Annotated in this window: 20 protein-coding genes; 7 read left to right on the top strand and 13 right to left on the bottom strand. The window is 58.8% G+C overall.

Annotated features, from left to right (window positions below; all coding sequences use genetic code 11):
• Window positions 1-4: 4 nt before the first annotated feature.
• The 5 genes from modC to LIX93_RS02930 form a co-directional block, all read right to left on the bottom strand.
• Window positions 5-1,099 (bottom strand): molybdenum ABC transporter ATP-binding protein, encoded by a 1,095-nt coding sequence (gene modC / locus LIX93_RS02910; protein ID WP_226502503.1) that lies wholly within the window; start codon window positions 1,097-1,099, stop codon window positions 5-7.
• A 3-nt stretch (window positions 1,100-1,102) separates the two neighbouring features.
• A complete protein-coding gene (gene modB, locus LIX93_RS02915; RefSeq protein ID WP_226502504.1) occupies window positions 1,103-1,783 on the bottom strand; it encodes a molybdate ABC transporter permease subunit in 681 nt (226 codons plus the stop codon).
• Window positions 1,783-2,529: a molybdate ABC transporter substrate-binding protein gene (gene modA / locus LIX93_RS02920; protein ID WP_226502505.1), complete on the bottom strand. Its 747-nt coding sequence runs from the start codon at window positions 2,527-2,529 to the stop codon at window positions 1,783-1,785. Before modA ends, modB begins: the two co-directional genes overlap by 1 nt.
• A gap of 87 nt (window positions 2,530-2,616) precedes the next feature.
• Window positions 2,617-2,778: a hypothetical protein gene (locus tag LIX93_RS02925; protein ID WP_226502506.1), complete on the bottom strand. Its 162-nt coding sequence runs from the start codon at window positions 2,776-2,778 to the stop codon at window positions 2,617-2,619.
• A 28-nt stretch (window positions 2,779-2,806) separates the two neighbouring features.
• Window positions 2,807-3,109, bottom strand: a complete 303-nt coding sequence (locus tag LIX93_RS02930) for a DUF1883 domain-containing protein (protein ID WP_226502507.1) — start codon at window positions 3,107-3,109, stop codon at window positions 2,807-2,809.
• A 146-nt stretch (window positions 3,110-3,255) separates the two neighbouring features.
• On the opposite strand from LIX93_RS02930, the gene LIX93_RS02935 reads away from it, so the two are divergent.
• Window positions 3,256-3,612 carry a hypothetical protein gene (locus tag LIX93_RS02935; RefSeq protein ID WP_226502508.1) on the top strand — a complete coding sequence of 119 codons (357 nt, stop codon included), beginning with the start codon at window positions 3,256-3,258 and terminating at the stop codon, window positions 3,610-3,612.
• Between the two features lie 69 nt (window positions 3,613-3,681).
• Here the strand turns inward: LIX93_RS02935 and LIX93_RS02940 are convergent, their stop codons facing one another.
• Window positions 3,682-3,960: a hypothetical protein gene (locus tag LIX93_RS02940; RefSeq protein WP_226502509.1), complete on the bottom strand. Its 279-nt coding sequence runs from the start codon at window positions 3,958-3,960 to the stop codon at window positions 3,682-3,684.
• Between the two features lie 280 nt (window positions 3,961-4,240).
• Between LIX93_RS02940 and galU the strand changes: the two genes are divergently transcribed.
• The 3 genes from galU to LIX93_RS02955 all read left to right on the top strand — a co-directional run bounded on the left by galU (window position 4,241) and on the right by LIX93_RS02955 (window position 8,185).
• Window positions 4,241-5,080, top strand: coding sequence for a UTP--glucose-1-phosphate uridylyltransferase GalU (galU, locus tag LIX93_RS02945; protein WP_226502510.1), 840 nt, complete (start codon window positions 4,241-4,243; stop codon window positions 5,078-5,080).
• Between the two features lie 111 nt (window positions 5,081-5,191).
• Window positions 5,192-6,547, top strand: coding sequence for a glutathione-disulfide reductase (gene gorA, locus LIX93_RS02950; protein WP_226502511.1), 1,356 nt, complete (start codon window positions 5,192-5,194; stop codon window positions 6,545-6,547).
• Between the two features lie 126 nt (window positions 6,548-6,673).
• Window positions 6,674-8,185 (top strand): hypothetical protein, encoded by a 1,512-nt coding sequence (locus LIX93_RS02955; protein WP_226502512.1) that lies wholly within the window; start codon window positions 6,674-6,676, stop codon window positions 8,183-8,185.
• Window positions 8,186-8,192: 7 nt separating this feature from the next.
• Here the strand turns inward: LIX93_RS02955 and LIX93_RS02960 are convergent, their stop codons facing one another.
• The 7 genes from LIX93_RS02960 to LIX93_RS02990 all read right to left on the bottom strand — a co-directional run bounded on the left by LIX93_RS02960 (window position 8,193) and on the right by LIX93_RS02990 (window position 19,590).
• Window positions 8,193-9,335, bottom strand: coding sequence for a fimbrial protein (locus LIX93_RS02960; protein ID WP_226502513.1), 1,143 nt, complete (start codon window positions 9,333-9,335; stop codon window positions 8,193-8,195).
• Window positions 9,325-11,874 (bottom strand): fimbria/pilus outer membrane usher protein, encoded by a 2,550-nt coding sequence (locus tag LIX93_RS02965; RefSeq protein WP_226502514.1) that lies wholly within the window; start codon window positions 11,872-11,874, stop codon window positions 9,325-9,327. The genes LIX93_RS02960 and LIX93_RS02965 overlap by 11 nt, the downstream gene beginning before the upstream one ends.
• Before the next feature lie 22 nt (window positions 11,875-11,896).
• Window positions 11,897-12,595, bottom strand: a complete 699-nt coding sequence (locus LIX93_RS02970; RefSeq protein ID WP_226502515.1) for a molecular chaperone — start codon at window positions 12,593-12,595, stop codon at window positions 11,897-11,899.
• Window positions 12,596-12,710: 115 nt separating this feature from the next.
• A complete protein-coding gene (locus tag LIX93_RS02975) occupies window positions 12,711-13,274 on the bottom strand; it encodes a fimbrial protein (protein ID WP_226502516.1) in 564 nt (187 codons plus the stop codon).
• A gap of 207 nt (window positions 13,275-13,481) precedes the next feature.
• Entirely contained in the window at window positions 13,482-18,398 is a 4,917-nt protein-coding gene (locus LIX93_RS02980) for an RHS repeat-associated core domain-containing protein (RefSeq protein WP_226502517.1), read from the bottom strand.
• 44 nt (window positions 18,399-18,442) lie between these two features.
• Complete coding sequence (locus LIX93_RS02985) at window positions 18,443-19,009, bottom strand: hypothetical protein (RefSeq protein ID WP_226502518.1); 567 nt, start codon at window positions 19,007-19,009, stop codon at window positions 18,443-18,445.
• A 17-nt stretch (window positions 19,010-19,026) separates the two neighbouring features.
• The gene (locus LIX93_RS02990; RefSeq protein WP_226502519.1) at window positions 19,027-19,590 is read right to left on the bottom strand and encodes a hypothetical protein; all 564 of its coding nucleotides are present in this window, start codon (window positions 19,588-19,590) and stop codon (window positions 19,027-19,029) included.
• Window positions 19,591-19,791: 201 nt separating this feature from the next.
• On the opposite strand from LIX93_RS02990, the gene LIX93_RS02995 reads away from it, so the two are divergent.
• Genes LIX93_RS02995 through LIX93_RS03005 form a run of 3 tightly spaced genes read left to right on the top strand, consistent with a single transcriptional unit; the run spans window position 19,792 to window position 26,669 of the window.
• Window positions 19,792-21,570, top strand: a complete 1,779-nt coding sequence (locus tag LIX93_RS02995; RefSeq protein WP_226502520.1) for a hypothetical protein — start codon at window positions 19,792-19,794, stop codon at window positions 21,568-21,570.
• Window positions 21,571-21,608: 38 nt separating this feature from the next.
• Window positions 21,609-24,029: a hypothetical protein gene (locus LIX93_RS03000; RefSeq protein WP_226502521.1), complete on the top strand. Its 2,421-nt coding sequence runs from the start codon at window positions 21,609-21,611 to the stop codon at window positions 24,027-24,029.
• A 30-nt stretch (window positions 24,030-24,059) separates the two neighbouring features.
• The gene (locus tag LIX93_RS03005) at window positions 24,060-26,669 is read left to right on the top strand and encodes a hypothetical protein (protein WP_226502522.1); all 2,610 of its coding nucleotides are present in this window, start codon (window positions 24,060-24,062) and stop codon (window positions 26,667-26,669) included.
• Window positions 26,670-26,721: the final 52 nt, after the last annotated feature.

A 26,721-nucleotide genomic window follows, 5' to 3' on the forward strand; every position in this document is an offset into this window, starting at 1 on the left:
CAGGCTAGGCAAGCACCGCCACCGACTTGATCTGCGCCCACACCTGCAGGCCCGGAGCGATACCCAGTTGTTCCGCTGAATAGCGCGTGATACGTGCCAGCAGCGGGGTGCCATCGGCGTCCAGGCTCACCAGCACATGGGCGGTGTTGGCGGCGCTGACCAGGGCTTTGACGGTAACCGGCAGGCGGTTGAGGATGCTGCTCTGGTGTTCGTCCTGCAGGCTGAGACTCACGTCCCGGGCCTGGATCGCCACGCGCAGGCGGCTGTCGACTGCCAAGGGCGCATGGGCGATACGCAACTGCAACGGGCTGTCGGGCAGCGCGAGGTCGAGCAGTTGATAGTGTGCGTCGACGCCGATCACTCGACCGTCGATCACCACGCTGGCGTCCTGTTGTTGCGCCAAGGGCAAGTCCAGCCGCGCCAGGATCGGGGTGATCGGCCCGCTGGCCTGCACGCGGCCGCTGTCGAGCAGGACCAGATGGTCGGCCAGGCGCGCGACCTCGTCCTGGGCGTGGCTGACGTACACCACCGGGATTGCCAGCTCCTGATGCAAGCGCTCCAGATACGGCAGGATGTCGTTCTTGCGCGCGCTGTCGAGGGCGGCGAGGGGCTCGTCCATCAGCAACAGGCCGGGACTGGTCAGCAGAGCACGGGCAATACCGACGCGTTGGCGTTCACCGCCGGACAGCTCGTCAGGGCGTCGTTGCAGCAGGCCATCGATGCCCAGCAACGCGCACGCGTGATCCATCTGCACCCGGCGTTGCGCGGCGGCGACGCGGCGCCAGCCATACAGCAGATTGTCGCGCACCGACAAGTGCTCGAACAGGCTCGCTTCCTGGAACACATACCCCAGGGTTCGGCGATGGGGCGCGAGAAAGATCCCGCGGGCGCTGTCTTGCCAGACCTCGCCGGCCACTTCTATATAAGCTTCATCGGCCTGTTCCAGGCCCGCCAGGCAGCGCAGGCAAGTGGTCTTGCCCGACCCCGAGGGGCCGAACAGGGCGCTGACGCCAGTGCCAGGCAGTCGCAGGTCGACGTCCAGCGTGAACCCCGGCTTGTTCAGACGCAGGCGTGCAATGATTGGTGGCGCTGTGGTCATGGCTCAGTTCCAGGCGGTCTTGTGGCCGCGGCTGGAATACAGCGCCAACAGGACGAAAAACGAAAACACCACCATCGCCCCGGCCAGCCAATGCGCCTGGGCATATTCGAGGGCCTCGACATGGTCGAAGATCTGTACCGACACCACACGGGTACGGTTGGGAATGTTGCCACCGATCATCAGCACCACGCCGAATTCGCCGACGGTATGGGCGAAACCGAGGATGCTGGCGGTGATGAAACCCGGCCGCGCCAGCGGGATGACCACGCTGAAGAAACAGTCGAGCTTTGACGCGCGCAAGGTAGCGGCCACCTCCAGCGGGCGTTTGCCGATGGCGGTGAAGGCGTTCTGCAGCGGCTGTACCACAAAAGGCATGGAGTACAGCACCGAACCGATCACCAGCCCTGCAAAGCTGAACACCACGGTACCCAGCCCCAGGGCCTGCGTGGTCTTGCCGATCAGCCCATGCGGCCCCAGCAGCAACAGCAGGTAAAAACCGATCACCGTCGGCGGCAGCACCAGTGGCAAGGCCACGATCGCCCCGACTGGCCCGCGCAGGCGCGAGCGCGTGTGGGTCAGCCACCAGGCGATGGGCGTGCCGACCAGGAGCAGAATCACCGTGGTCAGAGTCGCCAGCTGCAGGGTCAGCCAGATGGCGCTGAGATCGCTGGTGCTGAATGGCATCAGAGGGCGTAGCCGTATGACTTGATGATCGCGGCCGCTTTAGGCCCTTTGAGGTAGTCCATCAACGCCTTGGCAGCGGCGCTGTCCTTGCCTTTGCTGAGCACCACGGCGTCCTGGTTGATCGGCGAGTAGAGGTCGCTCGGCACGATCCAGGCCGAGCCGCTGGTAACCTTGCCGTCTTTGTAGATCTGCGACAAGGCAACGAAACCCAGCTCGGCGTTGCCGGTGGAGACGAACTGATAGGCCTGGGAGATGTTCTGGCCCTCGACGATCTTGGCTTTGGTGGCCTCGGTCAGCTTGAGTTTGTCGAGCACTTGCGTTGCAGCCAGGCCATAGGGCGCGGCCTTGGGATTGGCGATCGACAGGTGCTGGTATTGATTGGCCGCGAGCACCGCGCCCCGATCATCGACATAGCCTTCCTTGGCCGACCACAGGGCGAGCGTGCCTACCGCATAGGTGAAACGCGAGCCGACAACGGTATCGCCTTCTTTCTCCAGCTTGGCCGGCGTGCTGTCGTCTGCGGCCAGGAACACCTCGAAGGGCGCGCCGTTCTTGATCTGGGTATAAAACTGGCCGGTGGCGCCGTAGGAGGCGACCAGCGTGTGCCCGGTGTCTTTCTCGAAGTCGGCAGCGATGGCCTGAATCGGCGCGGTGAAGTTGGCAGCGACGGCTACCTGGACTTCATCGGCGTGGGCCATCGACAGGCACAAGGCGCTGAGGGTGAAGAGGGCAAGGCGAGGGATCATCGAGTGCTCCGGGGGTGTTGGTTGTTATCGTGTCGTTATATAAATCAATATATAGCGAAGCGCCAGCCCCGTGGCGCAGTTGCTGTGTCACAACGCCTTGCTGACCCTGATGTCGGACACCTGGCTGATGTCGTCACCGTGGATGCCCTTCAAGGCGGCAGTGGCTTCTTCTAGCGAGCCAGTGTTCAAATGGGCGAAGTCCCAGCGGCGTTCGCCGTTGAGCAGGTAGCGGATCACGTATTTGGTCACGGTGGCAGTCCCTATTAGCGCCTGGCGCTTAACTGAATTTTGACGCCGACCGGCGCACAATCTTAATCGTATGAGTGAACGCAGGCTTGCGCACGGCTGCGGTCGGTTTGGTGCCGGCGGTATCGATGGTGATGTTCCAGAACCCGGTGCTGGGTGCGGTAATGCGCGCGGGGAAGGTATCGAAGGCGCCGCCGTGATAGCTGTGCCGGCCGCCATTCTTGAAACTGCGAAAATTGGCGTCGCTCATCAAACGGATATTGCAGCGCTGGGAGCACACGATCACGACGAGGTCGTCTTCGTTGAGGTGTTCGCGCTGGTGGACGAATTTCATGGAAAGCTCCGAAGCGGTATAGCGGGCAAAAGTGTAACAATACCATGATGGCACTGGCTCTGGCGCTCGCAGTCGAAAAACCTGCCAGCTAGGGGAGCAAAACATCACTGGTGCGGTCTCAAGATTTTTTTTGCGTGGAGAAGTATATGAAGCGGGTCTGGTGGGGCATGGCGGCGTTGGTATTGCTGGGTGGCTGTACGTCGGTTGGCGAAATTGAACAGTCGCCAGAAACCATGAGTGTGATTTCCGGGAAGAAGCCCCAGGAATACGCGGAATGCGTCATGAACAAGTTGCAAGGGTCACGCAAGCCGTCGAAGCTTGAGCCCATTCACAATGGCCTGCGTTTGATCGTACCGCAGAAAATGTCCGACGGCCCGGCTGCGGTGATCCTCATCGAGGATCGCTCCAGCGGCAGTTCGATCAAGGTGCACGAGCACCTGAACAACTTCCCGCTGCGCTTCGGCGATGTGCGCAAAGCGGCAGATCAGTGTATTTCCGGGTGATGTGGGTTGTCTGATGTGGCCTCTTCGCGGGCAAGCCTTGCGCGCGAAAGGGCCGTCAGACATTACCCATCACTTGCAGGTAATCACCATATTGCGGTTCTTGTAATTACCCAGATCGGCGGTGATGCTCTGATCATCGGCCGCTACTGGTACGCCGTTGCGGTCCAGGATGGTGTACTGGCCACTGGCGCAGGAGGCCGCTGCCTTGTCGTAGCACTGCTGCCATTTCATGGCCTCGCCGGAGCAGTTGATGCTCAGTCCTTGGCGGCCGTCTTTGAGGTAGGTTGGCGAAGCGGTCGCACATCCGGCTAGGGCCAGGACTGCAATGAGTGCGAAGTGGTTGCGCATGGGAAGTCATCGATGGATAGAGGGGAAGTGTCTGACGCTCACAACGAAGACTGTTTGCCCCCGCAGTGTATGGCTCAATGCTATACATTGCGCGTTGTGGGGTATATAAAAATGATCGGTTCGCCGTCATGCGGCAGGATTTTTTCATCGCCGTGGAACTATCCCCGTACAGATTTTTCTATTTAACCTGCAGACACCCCGGGCCAAGGCATTGTCATTCGCACCCTGGCCTGATTAGACTGCGCCGAATTCAGCCGCAACGCCCTGTTAAGGACTCCCAATGATCAAAAAATGCCTGTTCCCCGCAGCCGGTTACGGCACTCGCTTTTTGCCAGCGACCAAAGCCATGCCCAAAGAAATGCTGCCGGTGGTCAACAAGCCGCTGATCCAGTACGGCGTTGAAGAAGCACTGGAAGCCGGTCTGACCCAAATCTCGATCGTGACCGGCCGTGGCAAGCGTGCCATCGAAGACCACTTCGACATCATGTACGAGCTCGAAAACCAGATCAAAGGCACCGACAAGGAAAAATACCTGGTCGGCATCCGCCGCCTGATCGAGCAATGCACCTTTTCCTACACCCGTCAGATAGAAATGAAAGGCCTGGGTCACGCCATCCTCAGTGGTGAGCCGCTGATCGGTGACGAACCGTTCGCCGTGGTGCTGGCGGATGACCTGTGCGTCAACCTCGACGGCGATGGCGTACTGGCGCAGATGGTCAAGCTGTACAACCAGTTCCGTTGCTCCATCGTCGCCATCCAGGAAGTAGATCCGCAGGAAACCAACAAGTACGGCGTCATTGCCGGCGACATGATCCGCGAAGACATCTACCGGGTGACCAACATGGTCGAGAAGCCCAAGCCTGAAGATGCACCGTCGAACCTGGCCATCATCGGTCGCTACATCCTGACCCCGGACATCTTCGACATCATCCGTAACACCGAACCCGGCAAGGGTGGTGAAATCCAGATCACCGACGCCTTGATGAAGCAGGCCCAGGACGGTTGCGTATTGGCCTACAAATTCAAGGGCAAGCGTTTCGACTGCGGTGGCGCCGAAGGCTACATCGAAGCGACCAACTTCTGCTTCGAGAACTTCTACAAGACTGGCAAAGCGCTGTAAGCGCCTGCAGGTTGTCGAACCAACGCCGCCGATGTCGCCATCGGCGGCGTTTTTATTTGTCTGCCGGGCGCTGCTAGACTGCGCCCCTCGAATACCAGAAGGAACACAGCAATGGCCTACGACTTCGACCTGTTTGTCATCGGTGCCGGCTCCGGCGGTGTGCGCGCTGCGCGTTTCGCGGCAGGCTTCGGCGCCAAGGTCGCCGTGGTCGAGAGCCGCTATCTGGGCGGCACGTGCGTCAACGTCGGCTGCGTGCCGAAAAAACTGCTGGTGTACGGCTCGCATTTCGCCGAGGACTTCGAGCAGGCCAAGGGCTACGGTTGGACCGTCGGCGAAAGCACGTTCGACTGGCCGACCCTGATCGCCAACAAGAACCGCGAGATCGAGCGCCTCAACGGTATCTACCGCAAGTTGCTGGTCAACAGCGGTGTGACCTTGCTCGAAGGCCACGGCCATCTGCTGGACCCGCACACCGTCGAGGTCAACGGTCAGCGTTACAGCGCCGAGCGCATCCTGATCGCCACCGGCGGCTGGCCAGTGATCCCCGAGATCCCCGGCCGCGAGTACGCCATCAGCTCCAACGAGGCTTTTTTCCTCGAACAATTGCCTAAGCGCGTCATCGTGGTCGGTGGCGGCTATATCGCCGTCGAATTCGCTGGCATCTTCAACGGCCTGGGCGCGCAGACCACCCAGCTGTATCGGCGCGAGCTGTTCCTGCGTGGTTTCGATGGCACGGTGCGCACCCACTTGCGCGACGAGATGATCCGCGCCGGCGTCGATCTGCAGTTCAACGCCGATATCGCACGCATCGACAAACTGGCTGACGGCAGCCTCAAGGCCACCCTTAAGGATGGCCGCGAGCTGGAGACCGATTGCGTGTTCTATGCCACCGGACGCCGGCCGATGCTCGACAACCTGGGGTTGGAAAACACCGCTGTGCAGCTCAACGACCAAGGTTTCATCAAAGTCGACGCGTTGTTCCAGACTACTGAGCCATCGATCCTCGCCCTCGGTGATGTGATCGGCCGCGTGCAGCTGACGCCGGTGGCCCTGGCCGAAGGCATGGCTGTGGCACGCAAGTTGTTCAAGCCTGAACAGTATCGCCCTGTGGATTATCAGCACATTCCCACGGCGGTATTCAGCCAGCCACCGATCGGTACGGTCGGCCTGACCGAAGAGCAGGCGCGCGAGCAGGGCCATCAGGTGCAGATATTCGAGAGCGACTTCCGTGCCCTCAAGCTCACCCTCACCGAGAGCCAGGAACGCACCCTGATGAAACTGGTGGTCGACAGCCAGACCGACAAGGTCCTGGGCTGCCACATGGTCGGCCCCGACGCCGGTGAAATCGTCCAGGGCCTGGCCATCGCGCTCAAGGCCGGCGCCACCAAGCAGCTTTTCGACGAGACCATCGGCGTACACCCAACTGCTGCGGAAGAGTTCGTGACCCTGCGCACCCCCAGTCGCTGATCCCGCCTCGCCACATCGGCCCTAGCACGGATAGCGGGGCCCGACACCTAGCAGTTCTTGTAGTAGGCAGCCAGCCGCCGCCGCTCTCTAATCAGACTTGGTATTACACAGTCAATGGAGCGGTCGATGGGCAGGAAACGCAAGAGTGGGGTATCGCTAAACAGGCTATGGCGCCGGCTGTGGCACTGGGTGCTCCACGACGACATGGCGTTGCTGCCAGCACCTCGGGCTGACACCTTGCCGGATATCGAGGGCGGCGAGCACAACCTGCTCAGCAAACAGCAAGTCCGTGCCGATCTGCGCCTCGAATTTGATCTCTGGCAATACTCCGAGCCGACTGTGCAATATCCGGACGTGCTGCAGCTGTTTCTCGACGACCGGCCCGCTGCGGTCGCGACTCGCTCTTGGGATTCGCCTATTCAGGCCGATGAGTTGTTCATCATGCTGGACAGAATTTACCTCACCGAGGGTCTTCACAGCGTCTATTACCGAGTCACCTTGGGGCTATCCGGGGTAAGTGGCGACTCGCAGGTGTTTTCTTTCGTCGTCGATACCACCTCGCCGGACCTGGGCGATAACCGAGGGCGCCTGGTCTTCCCGCCCGATGCGGCGACGGATATCACCGCGCGCTACCTTGAGCTCAATGGCGATCAGGTGGTAGCCCAGGTCCCTGAGTATTACCCGGTGCGTGTCGGCGACATGCTGACCCCTTACTGGGAGCAGGCGGCGGTCGGCAGCCTGGCGCAGCCGGACAAAGTACTGGGCGTCGGCGACCTCGGCAAGCCCATAGAACTGACCTTCACGGGGGCGCAGATTCGTGCATTGGGTGATGGCCGGCGCTACGCCACTTATCGCGTGACCGATCGCGCAGGCAATGAGAGCAATTTGTCGGCGGCGGTCGAGCTGAACGTCAGCGCCGCGCCGCTACCCCGGTATTGGCCCGCGCCCCAGGTGCGTGATTCGTCCAATGGCGGGGTATCAAATGTACTCGACCCGACCAAGGCCCTGACCGGCGTGACGGTGTGGGTGCCCGCCAATGCCGCGTTCAATCCCGACGAAATCGCTTCGATTTACTGGGGTACTCCAGGCACGACTGGCGCAGCGCAAACCCAGGCGAGGATCTCAGATACCGGTCCATGGCGCGGATTCATCACCAAGGAGCAAGTCGCGGCCTGCATTGGCAAGACGCTGGTCATCACCTACGGGCTACTCAATCACCCGGAACTGCCGGCTTCCGATCCGTTGCGGCTGATCGTGAGCGTTATTGACCAGCAATACCTGCCGCAGGTGCAGAGTCAAGCAGCCATAAACAATAGTGGCCGTATCAGCCTCAGCACGCTGACCACCGGCGACACCATCACCCTGCGGCCCTGGCCGTTGATTTCCACCACACAAAAAATCAGGCTCTGGGCCGAGGGCACCGGCCAAAACGGTCTTGCCAGCGAGTACGTGATGCTTGACGCAACCCCTGTGACCTCAGGACAGATCAACAGCGGGGTATCCGTCGCCTTGCCTAAAGCCTGGCTACAGACGCTGCGCAGCAATAGCGCACTGGCCCTCTACGTCAGGGTCAGCTTCGATGCAGGAGAGAACTGGGTGGCATTCCCGGCGTCCGGCGGCATTACGGTGGTGGCCTGACACCTGGCTACAGATAACTCACGGTGAAGTTCAACGCCCCCGTGGTGGTCCCGGCACTGACCCGGGTGCCGTCGGGCAGTTGATAGAGGCGCGCGCTGAATTCCATCCGAGTATTGCCCGACGGCTTGATGCGCACCATGGGGAAGGCTTCGCCCAGCGTCACGGGGGTGGCGCCATCACCCTTGAGAACCTGAATGCCGACGCCGCCGGCAGTGGCGTTGCTGTCGAGACTGAACAGCCCGATATCTTTGTCGACAATGGCCGAGCCGTCAGTGCCGGTCAGGGTCACGTGGGCGGTGGCGAAGCCAAATCCATCGTCGCCCGGGTTGCTTTCGCAGTCTTGCAGGTTGATGCCGAAAGCCTTTGCCGGGGTGAATGTGCCAGGGCCGTTGAAGTCGTCTGTGGTCCAGTCGCCCAGGTCTACCGGGTCGTCGATATCTGGATTGCTGGGTGACAAAGTGCATTGGGCCTGCCGGACTGTGCCGGTCAGGGCCACGGTAAAAGCCTTCGGCACGGCGGGCATCATACTGCCCTCGAATAGGACGTCCGGCGCGATGCTGTGGGTTCCCGGTTCGATGTGGCCGGTCTTGATCAGCAGCGTACGCACGGTCAAGGTCAGCAGGTTGGGCCCGGCAGACTGATTCGGAAAGTAATTGGTGGCGCTGAACGGCGCAAGCCGAGTAAGCGTCTGGAAATCGCCGGGACGCGAGCCTTGATCGCTATAGGGGTTGCCAAACTGCACCGCGATGCCGACCCCAGGCACTGAGGTCTCGAATACCTTGCCGGTCAGGTCTTGCCCCCCGACACTAGGCAGCGCCCCAGGGACAGGCCGGCCCAGGGCAATGACGTCCGAGACGAATACCGGGTTGTCGATGTCTGGATTTTGCCAGGCAGTCCGATTGCAACTTACGCTCAGCCCTCCCGGGGCGGGCGTCGACTTGCCTTTGAACGCCTCGCCGATCACCGTACCCACCGGCACGTCTCGCGGCACGTAGAAATCGCCCATGGACACCACATAGCGAGCGGTGTCGCTGTTGTTGCGGCTACTCATATTGCACTGGTTGAAACGGAAGTCATCGGCGCTGGCGCCTTGGGCGCAGCTCAAGGCTAGCAGGGCAAGGCCTGCGTGGGTAACGACGTCAAACTTCATCGACTGGCTCCTGCTGCTCACGGACGGCAGTGGCGGGTGGGGTACGGTCGCAGGTCAGGGCCTGCAGGCGATAACCGTCGCGGACGGTCATGGTGTTTGGGTCCAGATGCAGCTGGCACAAGCTTTGTGCCCACTGCACGTGCAGGGTTTGCGCTTGGTCGAGGCTGGCGAGCATGATCTGGCCGGCCTGGCCGACGACGCCCAGGGTCACTCCGGTGGCATTGCGCACTGTGGCGCCAAAGGGCAGGGGGCTGCCGTCGTGGCCCTTGGCATTGATCACCACCGGTTGCTGGCGACGCGCCACGAAACTGGCCTTGATTACCGCACCGCGTGTCGGTACCAGTTGCGTGGTGCCGTTCTCCAGGGCGACATCAGGCCCTAAATGATCGGTGTGCAGTTGCACCTGATTGATACGGTAAGGTTGCAGGTGCGGGATCAGCGCATAGCCCTTGGCGTCGGTTTTGGACGCGGTGGTATTGGCGACCGAGACTCCGGGGGTATCCGGGACGTGCACCAGGCCCATGGTTTCGCCCACATAGGGCCCGAACGCGATACCGTCGGCATGCGCCAGCAGGGCACCGCTGGCGTTGACTGACAGGCTGTCGTAGTTGCTGCCTCGGGTATAACCGCCGCCCAGCGTGCTGAAGGGCCCCTGATAGCCTAACGAAAGCGCGCCGCTGCGCTCACCGGCACCGCGTTGATCGAGCGACGCGTTGTAGCTGTAGCGGTTTTGATCGAAAGTGCCCGAGAGGTTGGCACGCTCTGACCACTGATCGCCGCTGCGCCGTGCATCCACGCTCAGCCGCGTATTGCGCCCGCCGAGCGGGATGCTGACGCTCAGCCCCAGTTGACGATCGGAGCGGTTGTTGCGTTCGGACAGCGACTGCGATGCATAGAGGTTGTAGCCGATATTGCGGTGGGACGTATTGAAATACACCTGGAACTGCGATCGTTCGTAATCGCTGTTCCAGTAGGTCTCCTGCGACAGGGTCAGGCTCAGGCTGCTGTAGCGACCCATGTTCTGGTAGATCGCCGCCTCCACGCGACTGCGCCGGCTGCCGAGGTAATTGTAGTGATGGGTGCGCTGGTTCAAGGCCTCTTCGAAATCACGGTAGTTTTCGGTGGAATAGCGATACCCGGCGAAGCGCAAGGTGGTCCGGCTGGCGAAGGCTTTGCCATAGCGCAGGGCGTAGCTGCTGCCCTGCAGGGAGTGTTGCTGGCTGCCGATGTCGGCATCCGACAAGGTCATGTCCAACGAGAGCGCGCCAAAACTGCCAAAGTCCCGTGCCACGCCCAGATTGCGCGCTTGATAGAAGTCACTGAACATCAGGCCGCCGTAAAGCGTCGAATGCCAACCAATACCCATAGCCATGTCACCTTGCCAAAGCAGCGGCTGGGCGTTCTGGCCAGGTGAGTGATAGCGCCCGGCACTGGCCTGGTAACGCCATACGCCTTGGCGCATCAGGTTGCTCAGCCCCGAGTACGACTGGGTAAAGCGGCGTATCTGGCCATCGGCCTCGGTGACGACGATTTCCAGCTCACCGCTGCCGCCCCCGGTGCTGAGGTCGTCGATCTCGTAAGGACCGGGGCTGACGTAGGTGGAATACAGTGGATAACCGTTCTGCAGCACCTCGACTCGCGCGCGGGTTTGCGCCACGCCGCGAATCACCGGCGCGTAGCTTTGCGCGCTGTCGGGGAGCATGGCCATGTCGCTGGCCAGGGTCGCACCGAGGATTGGTACGCTACGGAACACTTCGCCGCCGGTGTAGGTTTCTCCCAGCGTCAGGCGTGCCAGAGTGCCGGGCACATCACGCTCGACATAGGTATAGGCCCGTTGCCATTCACGACCCGATTCGTGATTGCGCAGCGACTGGCTGCTGCGTAGTCGCCAAGCGCCCAGGTTGATGCCGCTGAGCAGGTACAGGTCCTGATTCCGATAGGTGCGGCCATCGGCACTGCGACCCTGTTGCGCCGAGGCCTGGTAGTTGACGAACGCGCTGTTGATGCCTGGGTCCCAGCGCTCCACCGGCACGTTTTTGTGGCTGTCGCGGCGCATGGAGATTTGCGGGATCGACACCGTGAGGGCCAACTCGCTGGCGTTGAAGTCGCTGAACGCGCCGGTGATCGCCTTGCTCAGGTCGATGCAGGATGGCTCGAGCAGTGCTCTGTCCTGGATTGCGCCGAGGTTGACGCCCAGCTCTTCCAGCAGTGCGCTGGACAAGCATGGCTGTAGCCGATTCTGCGGGTCGAGCGTGAAGTCGATCTCACGTTGATCGAAAGGCCGCAGATTAACTGACAAGGCCACACTGTAGCGTCCAGGGCCGAGCGCGCTGGTACGCGCGAGGTCATCGAGCGCTAGCTGGCCGGCATCTGTTGGCCAGCCCGCGCCCTGATACATGAAACGCGACTGGAACGTGAGCGTCGAGTCACTGGCCCAGGCGTGGGGTTCGGCCAAGGCAAAGACGCCGGCACCGAGGACCAAAGGGCGAACCAGGCGCAGCGCAAAAGCCGGACGTCCGGTTCCTGATGAACGGGTCATGGTTGAATCCTGCAAAAGGGGTTCAGTGCGGCTGCGCGACGGTCATGGTGAGCGGTCGACTGGAGGAGCCGTGATCGTTGACGGTGGTAAATTCCACCTTCATCGGCCCTTGCTTGTAGCCGGCGGGCAGATCGTAGTAGAGGCGGCTCAGGGGCCGTACCATCGCCGAGGTGTTGATGCTTTCGGACTTGCCGTGGGCATTGAGCAGCAGCCGCGAAAAGGTCACGTGATAGGGCGTAGGGTTATCGACCGCCAGGCGTCGCTTGCCATCGGCCTGCACCAACGACCAACTGAGGGTGTCGAACTGCTGCTGCGGGCCGCTTTTGAGTGCGGGCGGTCGGTAGAACAGCTTGATGCGCGTGCGCATGGCAATCGCCAATACGTTGGCCTGGCTGTCGTCGAGTTGGGGGATTTCCTGCAAGTTGAAAAAAAACAGTGATTCGCGGTCTTGTGCAAGCTCGTTCGGCAGCACGCTGATCTGAACTTGCTGCTGCTTGACCGGATCGAGCCGGAACAGCGGCGGGTTGGTCACGAAGGGCACGCTGCTGGTGGTGTCATCCTGCTCGGTATTGACCCAGGCCTGGGCGGCGAACACGTTTTTGCTCGGGTTGGCCACCAACAGCGACACGCCACGACGGTCAGCGTCATACACCACCCGGGTGGTGCTCATGGTCAGGGCGGCCTGGCTGCTCGCATGCCAGGTCAATGCCAGGACGGCCATGCATAAGCGAGCCTTGGATCCTGGGGCAGAAGAGGGGGAAAAATGAGTGCGCATAGGCTTACCTGTGAGCCGGACACCCTGCTGGTGCCCGACCTTTTGTCATCGGTACGGGGTGTTACGGCAGGGTGACGGTGAAGTTCACGTCAGCGTAAGCGTCCCCAGCAACGATGTTGGCGGAGGCGACTGTGCTCATGTACCCGGCGGTGAAGTCCATCACCAGGGGCTGATCTTTCACAGTGGTGAAGTCTTTGGAGTCAGCACCATGGGCGATGATGAGTTTGGTACTGGCGTCGCGGATCGCGATGCCTACGCCTTGAGCCGTGCCGGCGCGCAGGGCGTGCAGTTGCGGGTTGCCAGGGTGCGCGCCGTCGTTGGAGGCAAAGTTGACCTTGGCGACGCCGTCATTTACGGAACAGCCGTTGGCAGGGTCTACCACCAGGGCGAACTTGGTGTTGTTGACCTCGGTTCCAGCCGCGCCAAAATCTGCAGGGGTAGCCTGGCCGAGGAAGATGCGGTTGCCCGCCGGGGAGCCTGGCGTGGTGACATCGATTGCACAGGTGCCCGCTTTGATTTCACCAGTGAAATAGATAGTGCCCGAGCCCGATTCGGCAGCAGCAGCGGTGCCGGCAGTCATCGCCATTGCCAGTGCGACAGGTGCAGCCATTAGCAGTTTTTTCATCGTTGCTTCCTTGTTTGGATTGAAAATGCCAGCACTCAAAAGCGCAAGACAGTGCCGGCTCGCTCGTGGGGAGCGTGTCAGTGGTCGTCTGCGTGGGGGAAGAGTCTAGGGAGCGAAGGGGGGCGTTGATATGAGAGATATCTGATTTTTTCAGGCGGGTTCGCCCCCTGAAAAGGGGGCGGATTTCGTGCAGGATTTGGGTGCTTGCTAGTACATTTGCTCGGCGCTCAGAGGACTGCGCACCCGCTTTTCCCTATCGCGCGTAGCGCCCGTGAACTTGAATTTTGACCGCATTTGTGACGTTTGCCCCAACCCCGCCTCGAACTCCGTTGACAGGCCGCTGACAAAATCTATGTTGCTTCCACTAGGATCGTCGTATCTAAAGGGGGGGTCCACGTTAGGGGCGACGTTGGTCGAACCGATACCTGTTCTAGGGTCAAGCATCATTTCATTGACGGGTGATCGAGGTTTTACGCTCGGCCTAGGTCTTGTAATGCCAGCGTAAGGTATCGATTGGCTGCGCGGTGATACTTGCGGCGCTTTGGTTTTAGGGCGAGGAATGTTCTTTCCTTGTTCGTATAGCTGGTCCATCCGTATGCGTTTGCTCAGCTTCGCACCAATCTTGGGTATCGCTTGTGACAACGATGCGCTGATCCCGACAATCCCGACAATCAACGTGAGATTGTCATAAATACTATAGGCTTGGGTACTTTTACCCTTCGCCTGGATATCGTTGAGCCACGCGGTCCTGAGCGACAATTCGGTCATCTCGATCGCTAGTCCAATAGAGAGCGAAGCCAGGCTTAACCCCCCGGTCAGTGGAGCGAACACCACTGCGCCCAGAACAGCAAACATTGTGCCCATACCCAGTGAAGCGAGGGCATTTTTCCCGGCTGCGGCTGCAAGCGCCTTGTTATATTCACGCAACTCCCGTTGTGGTTGCGCGAAGTGGCCGGATGGATCACGCAAACCAACAGGGTCGCCCAAGCAATAGGCATAGGAGTTCAGACCGCCCACGCCGAACGGGCTGGCACTGTCAGGGCTGAGGAAGCGACGCAGCTGCGGATCATAGGCGCGATAACCCTTGCCCAGCAGGTACCACCCAGTGTCCGCTTCACGTACCTCGCCATTGAAGGCCAAAGCGCTGTCGAGTGCTTTGGGGGTATCACCGTAGCTGGTGTAACTGGCGCGTTTGACCTGCCCTTGACCCTTGATCTCGGCAAGCACGGTGTGGGTCTCGCCACACAGGGTCAACAGGGTGTCATCGGGTTCACCCACACGTTGCTCGCCCAGCGGTACCTCGTCGGCGTAACTGAATGAGCGGACACGTTCGCCCTCCACCATGCTGCACACTTTATTGCCTTGATAAAACCGCAGCGTCTCGGCGTCCGTGCTGCGAGTCACACCCAAAAGATGGTCGTGCGCATCGTAACGATAACGGGTGAGGGGCGCGCCATCGGCTTGGCTGACTTGCAATAGGCGGCCCTGGCGGTCGTATTGTAGTGCGCGGCCGTCGGCATCGAGTGTCAAGTTGCCGTCAGCGTCATAGCTGAACAGGGTTTCGGCCGGGTAGTCGGGGTGGGTATGGGTCACTGCGCGCAACTGGCAGCGATCGTCATCGGCATAGAAGTGGCGGGCTTCATCTTTACTGCCATCGCCAAAGCAGCGCGTACAGAACATCAGATTATTGAGCTCGTCGAAATCGAACTGCTCACAGACAATCGAGTTACCGTAAGCGTCCTGCGGCAGGTCCGGTCCACTGCAGACATACTCGATGAGGCGCCCGCGCAGGTCATACGTGAAGCTTTCGCGCAACGCTAGTGTCTGCGCAATGCCGGTACGCAACTCACGATGCTGCAAATGACCGTCCGGCGCCCAGGTCAGCGCCGTCTGGTATTCAGCACCAGACAGGCGTTGGGTGCGCAGGATTTCGCGTTTCAGAGCATCATATTCCAGTTCAGTGACCGAAGTATTGCCGCTGTATAGATCCTGAGTGGTGGTACGAGCAAGCTGGCCCTGGGGATTATATTCGAAATCGGTGCGCAGTTGCCCCGCAACAGTGCGTTGGATTCGACCGCCGGCATCATATTTGATAGTGGTTTCCAGTTGCGTGGCGCCGACCCGCTCGATCTGCCCCAACAAGCGTCCAGCCGCAGAATGACGATAGGACACCTCCCGAGTTTTCCCTGCGGTCTCACTGCGCTCCAGGATGATCCTGCCAGCTCGATCGTAGTGGTATTCCTGCGTCCCCTGGGACGAGGTGGCTTTGGTAAGCGCCGCCGTTATCGGGTGATACTCGAAGGTGCAGGATTCTTCGGCGTGGGTAGCGGTGGCCTCGTTGCCCAGGCCCAGATCATATTCATAGCTGATGGTCTGTTGTGCGGGGGTGATACGTTCATCGACCACGTCCAGATTGCCGTAGTAGCGCAATTGCGTGTTCCGCGACCCTACCGTTGACTGAACGACACGCTCCAGTCCATCGAAGCGCTGGCTCGCCACCACGCTCGGTGCCGTTGTACGGTGATTGTGGCTCACCTGGATTTCGGTGATCAACGCCGAGCTGCTGTGTTCGGCATAATGCTGATAGATACGGGTTCGGTCCGGCAACTGCTGGCGAGTGAGTCGCCCGAACACGTCGTAATCGTGGGAAGTGCGGCCGCCGTTGCTAGCGATCTTCAAGCGCACCTGGCCGTACCCGTCATAAACGGATCGCTCGCGGCTGACCCAGGCAGCATCGGGCTCCGAGTCGGGCGGGTAGATGATGACGGATTCCGGCTTGCCGAACTGATTGTTGTACGTGGTGGTCTTGGCCATGCCGTCCTGCCACCGGGTCACGGTTCGCTCGAATGGGTCGACCAGGGTATTGACGCCAATTCCGTTGGCATCCACCTCGCGGCGTTCCTGGTCCCACTCGTCGTACTCCAGGCGTCGAGTCGTCGCCAATGGCTGGTCGTCGAGCCAGTCGTGTCGGGTTTCCTCGAGCAATTGCATTTCGTGGCCATACTGAGCGCTATACACCAGCCTGAACTGATCATCGTCACTACTGCCATCTGCTTTTTGCTGTAGCTCGCGGATCGTACGGCCCATGCCGTCGAGCTCCTCGATGGTTTCGATGCCTTCTGCATCCACCACGCGATGCTCGGCAAAGCGCCCCGTAGTCGTGGGCCAGGAATAGCTATAGCGGCGGACGGCAGGATACCGGCCATCGGCACTGTCCACCCCTTCACTGGTCAGGCGCCCTAACGCGTCATATTCATTGCGCAGGATGCGACCTTCAAGCGTGTGCTCTTCCAGCAGCAAGCCGGTATACAGCTCGAAACACTGCAGGCTTTCGCTCGTGGTTCCATCGAACGCGTGGCTGACTTGCTCCCGGTGGGTCAGGCCCCCTGGGCGAGTCACATAGTCATAGTCGTGGGTGATGGTGGAACGGTAACCGTTTTGCTCTTCGACCGTGGTATGCGGCTTGCCGTGACGCCCGGGGATATCCGGGCAATCGTAGTAACTGTAGGTGGATTGCAGCTGCACCTGTTCGCCGGCTGGCGTCTCGGTGCTGGTGGTGGAGGTGTCGAGCACCAGCGGCGTCACCGGGCCACCGTTCAGCGGTGGATGAGTCTTGTACGTGTAGGCTGTGATCATTACCGGCTCATCGCTGTACACCCGCGTCGACTGTTTGCGTTTGACCGGTATCTTGCGGGCGCTCGTCAGCCGTGGGAGCGGCGCCGCAACCGGAGCCGACGGCTTGGCCGGATAACGTCGATGCGCTTTGGCCTGGCGGCAGAATTCGTACGGGTCTGGAGGGCAGCCAGGCTCCCCCAGTGCCGAGTAGTAGCTCCAGGTCTCGCGAACGCCACTCGGATCGATATGCTCGATCTTGTTGCCGAAGGCGTCGAAGCGAGTGGTTTCTACTTCGTCGCGCAGACTTGTGGGGTCGTCCACCAAGGTCCACCGCGACAGGGTCTTGCGCGGCAGCTGGCATTGCGGCATTTGCAGATCGAAAGGCAGGCTGTCGTCCAGATGGTACTCGGTTGCGTTGATCAGCCGAGCGTTGCCGTTGGTGGTCACTTGCTCGGTGAGCAGGTGATACCGATTGTAGGTGGACTTGATGGTGCGCCCCGCAACATTGTCCTTGTAGCGGGTCTGGATGCTGTAGTACTCGTAGGCCTCGGTCACCCTGTAGAGATTATCCATGCCATCGTCGCGCCAGGTGAGGCTGGCGGCGTTATAACCCAGAAAGTTGTTGCTGCTATAGGTATAGCGCGTTTCGGTCACCGGTTGTCCGCGGCCCGGATCGATGACGTGTTGGGTGACCCTTGGCAGCACCTTGTTGCTGGCGGGAAATGGATGACGTCCGCCATGTACGTTGGTCTCTATCGCCCCTTGGGGTGAGCGCAAGCTCTTGAGGCAGGTGTAATCGCCAATACGCTCGTAATCGAAGCTCCATCGCGCATTTTCGCCGCTCGGTAAAATCAGGTGCTTCAGCCAGCTAGTGCTGGTGTCGAGCATCAGCATGTAGGTGGCCAGAATCCGGTCGCTAGCGCCCTCCAGATAGCTGATGTTCAGGGAGCCGCTGCTGTACCTGAGCAGCAACAGCGGTCTGCCATCTGCTTGCTTGACCTCGCGCAGACGCTGAAAGTTGCCATAAGGCTCGTAACTCAATGACAGGGAATGGCCTTCCGGTGACTGGATCTGCACCGGTAGCGCCAGCACGTAGCCGGCGATCCCGCTGGCGGCCAGTACTTCCACCAGCCCGTTCTTGTGCACCACGCGATAACGCCCAGCGCCTTCGTCGAAAAACTTGAAGGTCTCGAGTTTGCATTCGGCGATCTTGGGTTCCGAGCCTTGCCCTGTGACCTTGTAGGTTTCGCCGCTGGCGAGCGAGAGTACCCGAGTGGTCGGGTTGAACTGCGTCAAGGACAGGTCCCAGCCGACACCGTAGCCACTGTCGCGCGTATTGATAGGGCTGAAGCTCAAGCCCAAAGGTAACGCAGGGCCGCAGAGCTGGTTGCCATTGAGCTCGGGCAAATTGACGGTAACCGTGTATTGGCCGGTACGCGGGTCTACGCCATTGCTGACAAAACTCACCGCGTTGAAGGCGTTCGAAGAAATATTATTATGTGCAGTCATGTCGATCCCCTTCCTGGGTCATGTCGTTAAACATCGTATGGGGTTCAGAAGTCGAAGTGAAAACAGCTCAAGTACTCATGAATAGGATATTCTGGAACAAGGGTCTGGCTTTTCGAAACCAATCGAAGATTCTCGACTACCGCTCTGCCCCCGTGGCTATTTGCACGCACTTCACCCGATGCGGGACTGGCACTTAGCAGATCGTCTATGTCGAATGGTTTGCTGGTCCCGGTGATATTGCCGACTGTTTTGATGTCGATACGAAAAGCGTATTGGCTTTGAGTTTCGTCGCAGTCGTTGGGCGGCTGACGGGGGAGCCCGCTTATAGGACGCTCACGCACCCCATAACTGCGCAACTTTATAGTCACGGCAGAGCGTACATCTTTTAGCTGGATTGTGTTGACGGTGTTGATATCACAGGGTTCGAACGTGCCATACTCCCAGCTGCTGACTTTCCTTAAAGATTTTTCAGTAATCGGAATTGAACATGTTCCATTCAGGATAATAGAACCAGTATTGCGAGGAAGTCCCGAGTCTGCTTGCGCAATAACTGAAAAAAGCAGATACACTAATCCTGCCCATCGCCAGTTGTTTTTATCTGTTACGTTCATTGTCATCTCCAGGAATATTAGCTTCGGCTATCGCGGATCCGAATGCAGTTCAATTTGCCCTGGTAGTCATAACTCGCGTCCTTGTCGTCGCCGACAGTCACTACTTTGAGCACCTGTAAATTATGATCCACAATCGCTCCGGGCTTGGCGGCGCGTAGCAGTGACTGAATTTTCCAAGGATCTTTATTATCACTGGTGTATTCGCCACGAGTTTTAAACTCAATGTCATACCAGACCGGGGCATCCGCTGCAGTGCTACACCCGTTTATTCCCTGGTATTCGATAAAACGTATGGTTGTAGCCGACGGAACTTCAGTAAAGACAATCCATTTCGGCCACCTTACACCGCAATTAGCTATAGGGACCTCTATGGCAATATTGCGATTAGACGCGGGGAAGTGGCAGGTGCCAGGCCCCGCCCACCAGTCAGTCAGCAAGCTAATTGTTCCTGTAGTGGTCTTGCTGCCAGAAACAGTAGTGGCAGTATCAGCCGGTCGATGACACCCCAGCAAGAAAAATATAAGCGAAGCGCCAAAACATATAGTCTTCGCTGAATGCCAGCGACCTGTTAGGAAGTTCATGTCAAACCCTGCTAGTAATTAACGTTTGGTGCTGCCAATGATCATCAGCAGCTCGAAGCCCAACGGTAGCACCCGTTTTTGGTTTGCGTACCTATCAGTTCTGTGAGTATCGGCGGCCTGCAATAGCATTCGACAATGCCCGACAGATACACGTCTCCCCCATTACGAGATCGCGGTGGGGCATTGAAGAAGGACTGAGATATGGCACTCGATCTACCACCCCCTAGGGTTCCGGGGCTGGATCAATATGGGGTCCTGGACCTTGAAAAGCTGAACAACGAAGCGCTGCGCACGATCTGCCAGGCGACGACGGCCGCGAAGGGATTGTGGCTGCATGCTTATTGGCACGGTACTACCCGCAACGGCGAGAAGCGCGACTGGTTTCCCGATTCTCGGGAACTTGTGGAAGGCGATGAAGAGATACTGGTCGAAATCCCATACCTCATGCTCATAGAGCTCGACCAGGGCCATGCGGTGCTTTCCTACACGGTGCAACCCACCTGGGAGTTCGAACATGACTACCCGGAATCGCTTCGGGTCAATATCCTGGTCGGCTTCCGGCATTTCCCCGGGGCAGGCCTGACCGTCGCCTCCATAAGGGAAGCGCACCGGCTGCAATTCGATGCCAGTGGCCTCGATGGCAGGGGCGCGATGGCGGCGATCCCACCATGGCAAGCGATGCAGGCGGGTGACAAGGTCTTTCTTAGCTGGCAGGGCGTTCGCGACAACGGCGGGAATATCCCCGAGTTCAGGGCTGACCATGAGGTGGTGGAGTCGGAAGTGGGCCTGCCCGTCGGTTTCGAGATCCCGTACTCGAACATTGCGTTGATTAGAAACGGTACTGGGGTGCTGAGTTACTCCATCGAGTACAAGGGCGGCGGCAATAGCGCATCACCCACGCAGAGTTTCGCCATACTGCCAGCGCCAGCCGATCGTCTGCCCATGCTGCGTATCCTCGAACATACGGGTGGCGGCCCTATCGATCCAGGGCTGGTCAGCAATGGCCTGACGTTCCGCATCGCGGCTTACCCTGAACTGCAGGAAGGCGACTCGCTGATCATCAGCATCGAGGATACCGCCAACCATCAGGTCGAATTCATCACCGGTATTCGCTTGGACCGCAGCTCGGTAGACAGCGGCTTGCTGGAAGCGACCGTGCAGGGGGACTGGCTCGAGGATTACCTGGATCGCAACATCGCCCTGCGCTATCAGGTTGCCCGCCCTGGCATGGGCCAGGGTGGCGAGCCTCTGGTGCTGGCCGTGAGGGCGACCATGAAACTGCCGTTGCCGGTGGTCGACGGTGCCAGTGGCGCAGGTGAAGCGCAAGGCGAGTTCAAGGCCGGGGACACCAAGGACGGCATTCGTGTTCGGGTGCCCAGCAAAGCGGTTTATCCCGCCGACGCGCAGGTGCAGATGCACTGGGAAGGGTTCGCGGGCACCGGTAGCGAGATTGTCACCGTCTCGGACGGCGCCAGGCCGCCCAGCTTTTTGATCAGCCCCAACGTGGTCGCGTCGAACATCGGCAAGGTCGTCAAGGTGTTCTACCGCGTCACAGCCAATGGCGACGCACCCCGTGATTCCGAGGTGTTCAGCCTCAAGGTGCTGCCGATTCCCAGCAATGGCTATCCGACCCTGCAATCTACGGATGCGGTCAATGGCGAGTTGCAGGTGGCGCGGCTTGGCTCCTCGGGAGCCTTGATGAGCGTCGCCCCCTGGCCGCTGATTGCGCTGGGGCAACTGCTGACGATATCGGCAATGGGCACTTTGCGCACCGGCATCGTCGAGACCAACGAATTCGTCAAGGCCCGCAGAGTCACCAACACCACTGCGCCAGTGCAGGCGTATTTGAGCAAGGAGTGGCTGCTCAAACTCAAGCCCGACTCCACTCTTGAATTGACCGTCAGTGTGACCGCTGATGGGGGGGAGACGAGTGTCCTGTTTCCAAGAGTTTACTTCAAAATTATCGCGCCTACCTTATAAGTTGTAAGGCGGCTTTACTGCAGACAGAGGACTACATCATGTCAGATCCATCAAGTGACGATACTGCCATTGACATCAGCAAAAACGAATTGCTGGAATGGTTGCTGACGAAGAACAGAACGTTTGGTTGGGACGCGTTAGCCGCCTTTGATCGGGCTACGATTAATGCAGCATTTCGTGAGCAGTACCTTCGACGCTATAGCGGAGGTGGACGTCTTCCTGTTATTACCGGATCGGAGCCGGTAGGGGACCGTGTTTATCGGTTTTTTGAAAACATATCGCTGGGCTCTGTTTTGGTGTCATTCGAAGAGTCGAGCATTGAAAAAGCGGACCCGGTTACGCGCGTGACGTTGCCTGTTGTCGGAGGTCGCGAAACACAATACGAGTATGCAGGTGAGTCCTTTGTTACCTGCAAGAGAATCAATGAGATCACCGCATTAAACGCGCCGAACTTCAGTGGCCTGATAAATTTTATGCCTTTGCAACAAGTAGGGGAGGTGGGGGTGATCGCACTGGATTTGGTAGATGGGACCTACCGGGCAAACTTTGGTGAGACCATTTGGGACCCTGGTGCAAATAGCAGCCTTTTAAAAGAAGAGTTTGCAAAATGGGACAAGGCCGACCGGCAATGGATTGTGAGTCGGGTCCAGAGAAACACCGGTGTACTCGCGATTCATTCATTTGGACTAAGAACCCAGCGCAAGGCGCCATCGGCGAGTCGCAATGAGGTTGGATATGGGGAAGGTGCCGTCGTCGCCTTCATAAAAATGGACGATCCTCTCGAAACATCCAGTTGGCCTGTGCGTGAAACGGACGTTGCCTATCTGGTACCTGATGATAGCGCCGATGAGTACACCGCTACGGTTATCCTGCAGGATGCAAGGTTATTATTGGCCTGCTTCAAGGCTTACTTTATTGGTGATAAAGATTATTATGCTGTGATCATGCCGCCCCCTGCACCGTTCGCGGTCAGAGTCAATAGAGCAAATGAATTTACTCGCCTGGAGGTGGCCGAAGGGGTATTGAATGTTAATAGTGGTGAGTGGATTGTGGCACCGCTACCTGGGTCGAGATATCCCGTAGTCGCGATTAAGGGCGCGACTACGCCGGTGGGCCCCAACGGTGCCAAAGTATCAATTGAAATCGTGAGCCCTGTTTCGCCGGATAGGCTCAGAAACGTTTTATCGATAAAAGTGCAGGTGCCTAGTACCATTGTTGAGCTTGAAACCTATTATTCTGATGGCAATCCTGATGATAAGAGCCGAAAGTGCGAGATAAAAATTGGCGGCTCGGTTGATATCCGCTACCAACTGCTGTTGAATGAGGGCACCCAGAAACTTGAGGCGAATGTGCTATCAGCTTCCACGTCTGAGCTGGTTGCGAGCGAGTATAACTATGACTCTTGGATAGCTGACTGGCAGGGCGTGTATACGACAGTCCGCAATCTTGCGAGAACTTTACTCGAAACTATGGCGCGCAAGATGCGATATCCAACTGGCTTGGAGACGGTGCCCTTGACGAGCCTGCTGCTTGATCGGCCTTTCGAGACAAGGCTCAGTCAAGCCGAGCTATGCCATGATATGGCAATGTTTGGCCATATCGCCCCAGGCTTGTCGGATTTTACCGTGACCAACCAGTTTCCGGTGTTGGTCGCAGGCAGCACTCATGATTTCGCTATTTCCAAACCTGGGTCCGGGGTGACATGGTCGGTCCGCAACTTGCCCGGTGAAACGCATCACCCGGGTTCCATAAGCACCACGGGCCGCTACACCGCACCGACGCTTGCACAACTCAGTGGATCGCAAGTGCAGGTCGTGGTCGAGGCTGTAAAGGGCTTGACGCGCGCATCCGCTCTGGTAACTACCGTGCGTCGATCGCTTGAACTTAACCCGCTGATTCAATTCAGCAGAATCCAGTCACGTAGCGACACCAAAATATCCTTTGGTTCACTCTCCACCACACCTGCTGTGTGGACGGGCCCGGCCGCTGAGGATGGAACACTGCAACTGATCCCGGGCGAACCCAACGCGCGGCTTTTCATCCCACCAGAAACGGCTATCGCCAATGCATTGGTAAGGGTTGTACCGATCAGCGTTACCGTCGGTAGTCTCACCGAACGCGTGTTCGTAGCGGTTTTGCATAACCTGTTGCCTATATTCCAGCCCTTGGCAAGTCAGTTCGATACCGCAAATCGCACGGTACAGCTCAGTCTGGAGAATGACCCTCCAGGTATCACCTGGGAAGTCGTGGCAGGTTCCGCGACCATAGCCAGCAACGGATTGCTAACAGCCGATGCCGATCCCGTGCTGCCATTCGCATTGGTGGTTGCCACTTATCAGGCACCCATTCCAGGGCTGCCACCTTATTGGGGCTATATCCTGCTCGCCTTGCCACTGGTTTCGTTCCCGCCTGAACCACCGGCCCCGGAAGATTCCAATTTGCTTGTTTGCATTGGCTGAGCCCTTTCCCCTATATCAGGACTTATCTTCATGGCTACTAAACAGCAGTTATTGCAACAACTAAAAAGTCGCTCCCATACCGCGGGTTGGGGCGCCATTGCAGTATTCGACGGGACGAGGATTGCCCAGCGCCTGGCGGACCATTATTCCCTGATGGTTCATGGTTCGGCGGCATTGACGCCTATCGAGGCCCTGCGCATCCGTACTAGCGAGGACGGCAGTAGTTTCGCCAGCCTCACGGGTATGGTGTTAGAAGCCCCCCGCATCTCGTTTATATCCAACTCTTTGCAGGATTCACGAATGTTGGTCAGTTTTGCCCTGACCAAAGGGATATACACCGAGCATAGCCTGAGCGTTGGTCAGGCTGAACGGGTCACTCGCATCATTAACGCCAGCGTAGGGCGCACCTACCGGTTCACCTTCGAAGTCGATCTGGCACAGCAGGATGGCACTGTAGATCCTTATGGCGCGGTCAAGCTCACCCTTGGGACAGGCCAAAATCCACACTGCGAGTTGGGCTCTTTCGATGTCGCCCGCAGAAAACTCGGCGAATTTCTGCTCGAGCAAATCAACTTGCGCTATGCCAGCCATGCGAGCGGGGAACTGCCGCTAGGCTGGATCGAAACCGAGCGCGGCCACACGCTGCCGAAAAGTTTCGTGCTCCGCACCCAGGCCAAGCCTGACAGCGCCAGCGGCGAGGGGGCGGTGGTACTATTTATTGCGCATCCCGACGGTACGCGTGGAGGAGTTCCCGATGACGCCACGTTCCCGTATTTCATTCCAGATGACCCGGGCAGTGACTACAGCGCCACGGTGTTGGTGGCGCCTACGTATCCGAAGTTAAGGGAGGGCGGGGCAGAGCGGTTGTTTGGTCAGTTACTATTCCCGAACGAGAAGTACTTTTCAGTAGTCGACCGTCATACTGATACCGTGGATGAGGTTGTATTCGGGCGCTTCAGCAAAGCAGCCTCCGCACCGGACGCACCGCGCGCGCAACGCCATACACCTGGAGTGACCGCGCAAGTGATTACCCGGGAAGTGAGGAGCCCGGCCGTTACGATCCAGGCGTCGAGCGATGCCACGCAAGTCTGGACCTGGCAACTTGGAACTCCCGGCCTGGGCACGCTCGTGCCCAACGGCACGTCCGCAACCTATACGCCTCCGGCAGCGCTGGCGGCAGGCGAAAAAGTGGCTATTCAGCGCGTGCTTGCGACGCATACCCCATCGGGCGCTTACCATGAGGTTTGTATCATCCTTCAGGCTGAGGCCAACCGGATTGAAATCTATCCGCCCCTGGCGAAAAATTTCGCCCCCAATGCCGCATTGCTTCTAGAGGCCAACGATGATATTTACGCCGGCCATCCTGAGTTTCGTAAGCGCTGGACGGTCATTGGCGCAGGCACAGTCGCCGAAGATGGGTTCTATGTATCGCCGGAAAACCCTACCGCCGATATCGAAGTCGTCGTCTATGAATGTTGGATAGAGATAGGCACATCGGTAATGCCCATTGGATTTGGCTATTGCATTGTCCAATTCGACATGAGTACCAAGTCTGCACACTGGGAAAACCTGACACTTAAACTCAAGGCCGCGTCGACCGGTGCTAGACCTTACGCCAATGGTCTGCAGCAGTTGGAGATCGCTGTGACTTGGGACACCGGCGAAAACGGCAAGCCGTTGCTGCCTGAAGAACTTGCAACCCTGCGGCTTGTCTTCAAGGACGGTCGGGAAGTGCCGTTTCTGCCAACGACAGTCGAAGGCTTGACACCGCCTCCTTCCGGGTCTACCGACCCTGTTCCCGAGTGGGCGTTCAGTACCAAGCGCAATCGTTTCAATCTGGCGCGCGGGACGAACGCTCACGGCCTGGCCGCTGCTCCGAACGATACACGAACCCTTCCCCTGTATTTACACACGCTGGCGGAAAGCCCCGCCGTTTTTGCTGTGCGTTTAACCGACATTTACAATCGCGAACATACTTCCAATGTCACGGGCGGGGAGCAAGATGAGCGGGAGCTGACGGTGGAACCTCGTGCTGTACCGCAGTATTCGTCTTATCAGTACGATACGACCAATAAACGCGTCGAAGGCGGATACCAAAGCAACGACCCGAGTGATCAGTACTGGAAGCCAGACAACCCTAATAACGCGTGGAACTTTACCAGTGTCGATTATTGGCATTATCAACTGCTATTTGATCAGCAGCGGATCAGATTCCTGCGTTTGCAATGGGAGGAAGACGGTCCCGGGGTCAGATGGGAAAGCCCGTACCCCAAGGAAGACGCATTCAGCTACCTGGGCTATATGCTAGTTGGGGTAGAGCGCGAGAGCGCACCTCAGACGCACTTGCGATATGCGAGCGAACTCTATAATTCGGTGTTGTATGACAGTCCAGACTTCACCGATGAAGTGCCGGGCTCCAGGGTGATCGATGCCGAGAAAGGTGACACCGGTACGCTGTTGATTTCGCTGCATCGGGTGCTGGAAGTTTTCTATCGGCAAAAATCGTTGATTCCGGGCTTCAATCTCGAGCGTACTTTCACCGCCGTCCTGTGGGATGAAAATGGTACGCGACATCGCAATTCCTTTGGGTTCGAAGCCGATAAGCGGGAAAGGGTAGTGCGTAATTCCCAACCTATTTAAACCCCTCGCTATGCCCATGGCCCGCAGGGGCCATGGTTTAATTTAAAGGACA

Source organism: Pseudomonas sp. MWU16-30317 (assembly GCF_020515695.1).
GTDB lineage: Bacteria > Pseudomonadota > Gammaproteobacteria > Pseudomonadales > Pseudomonadaceae > Aquipseudomonas.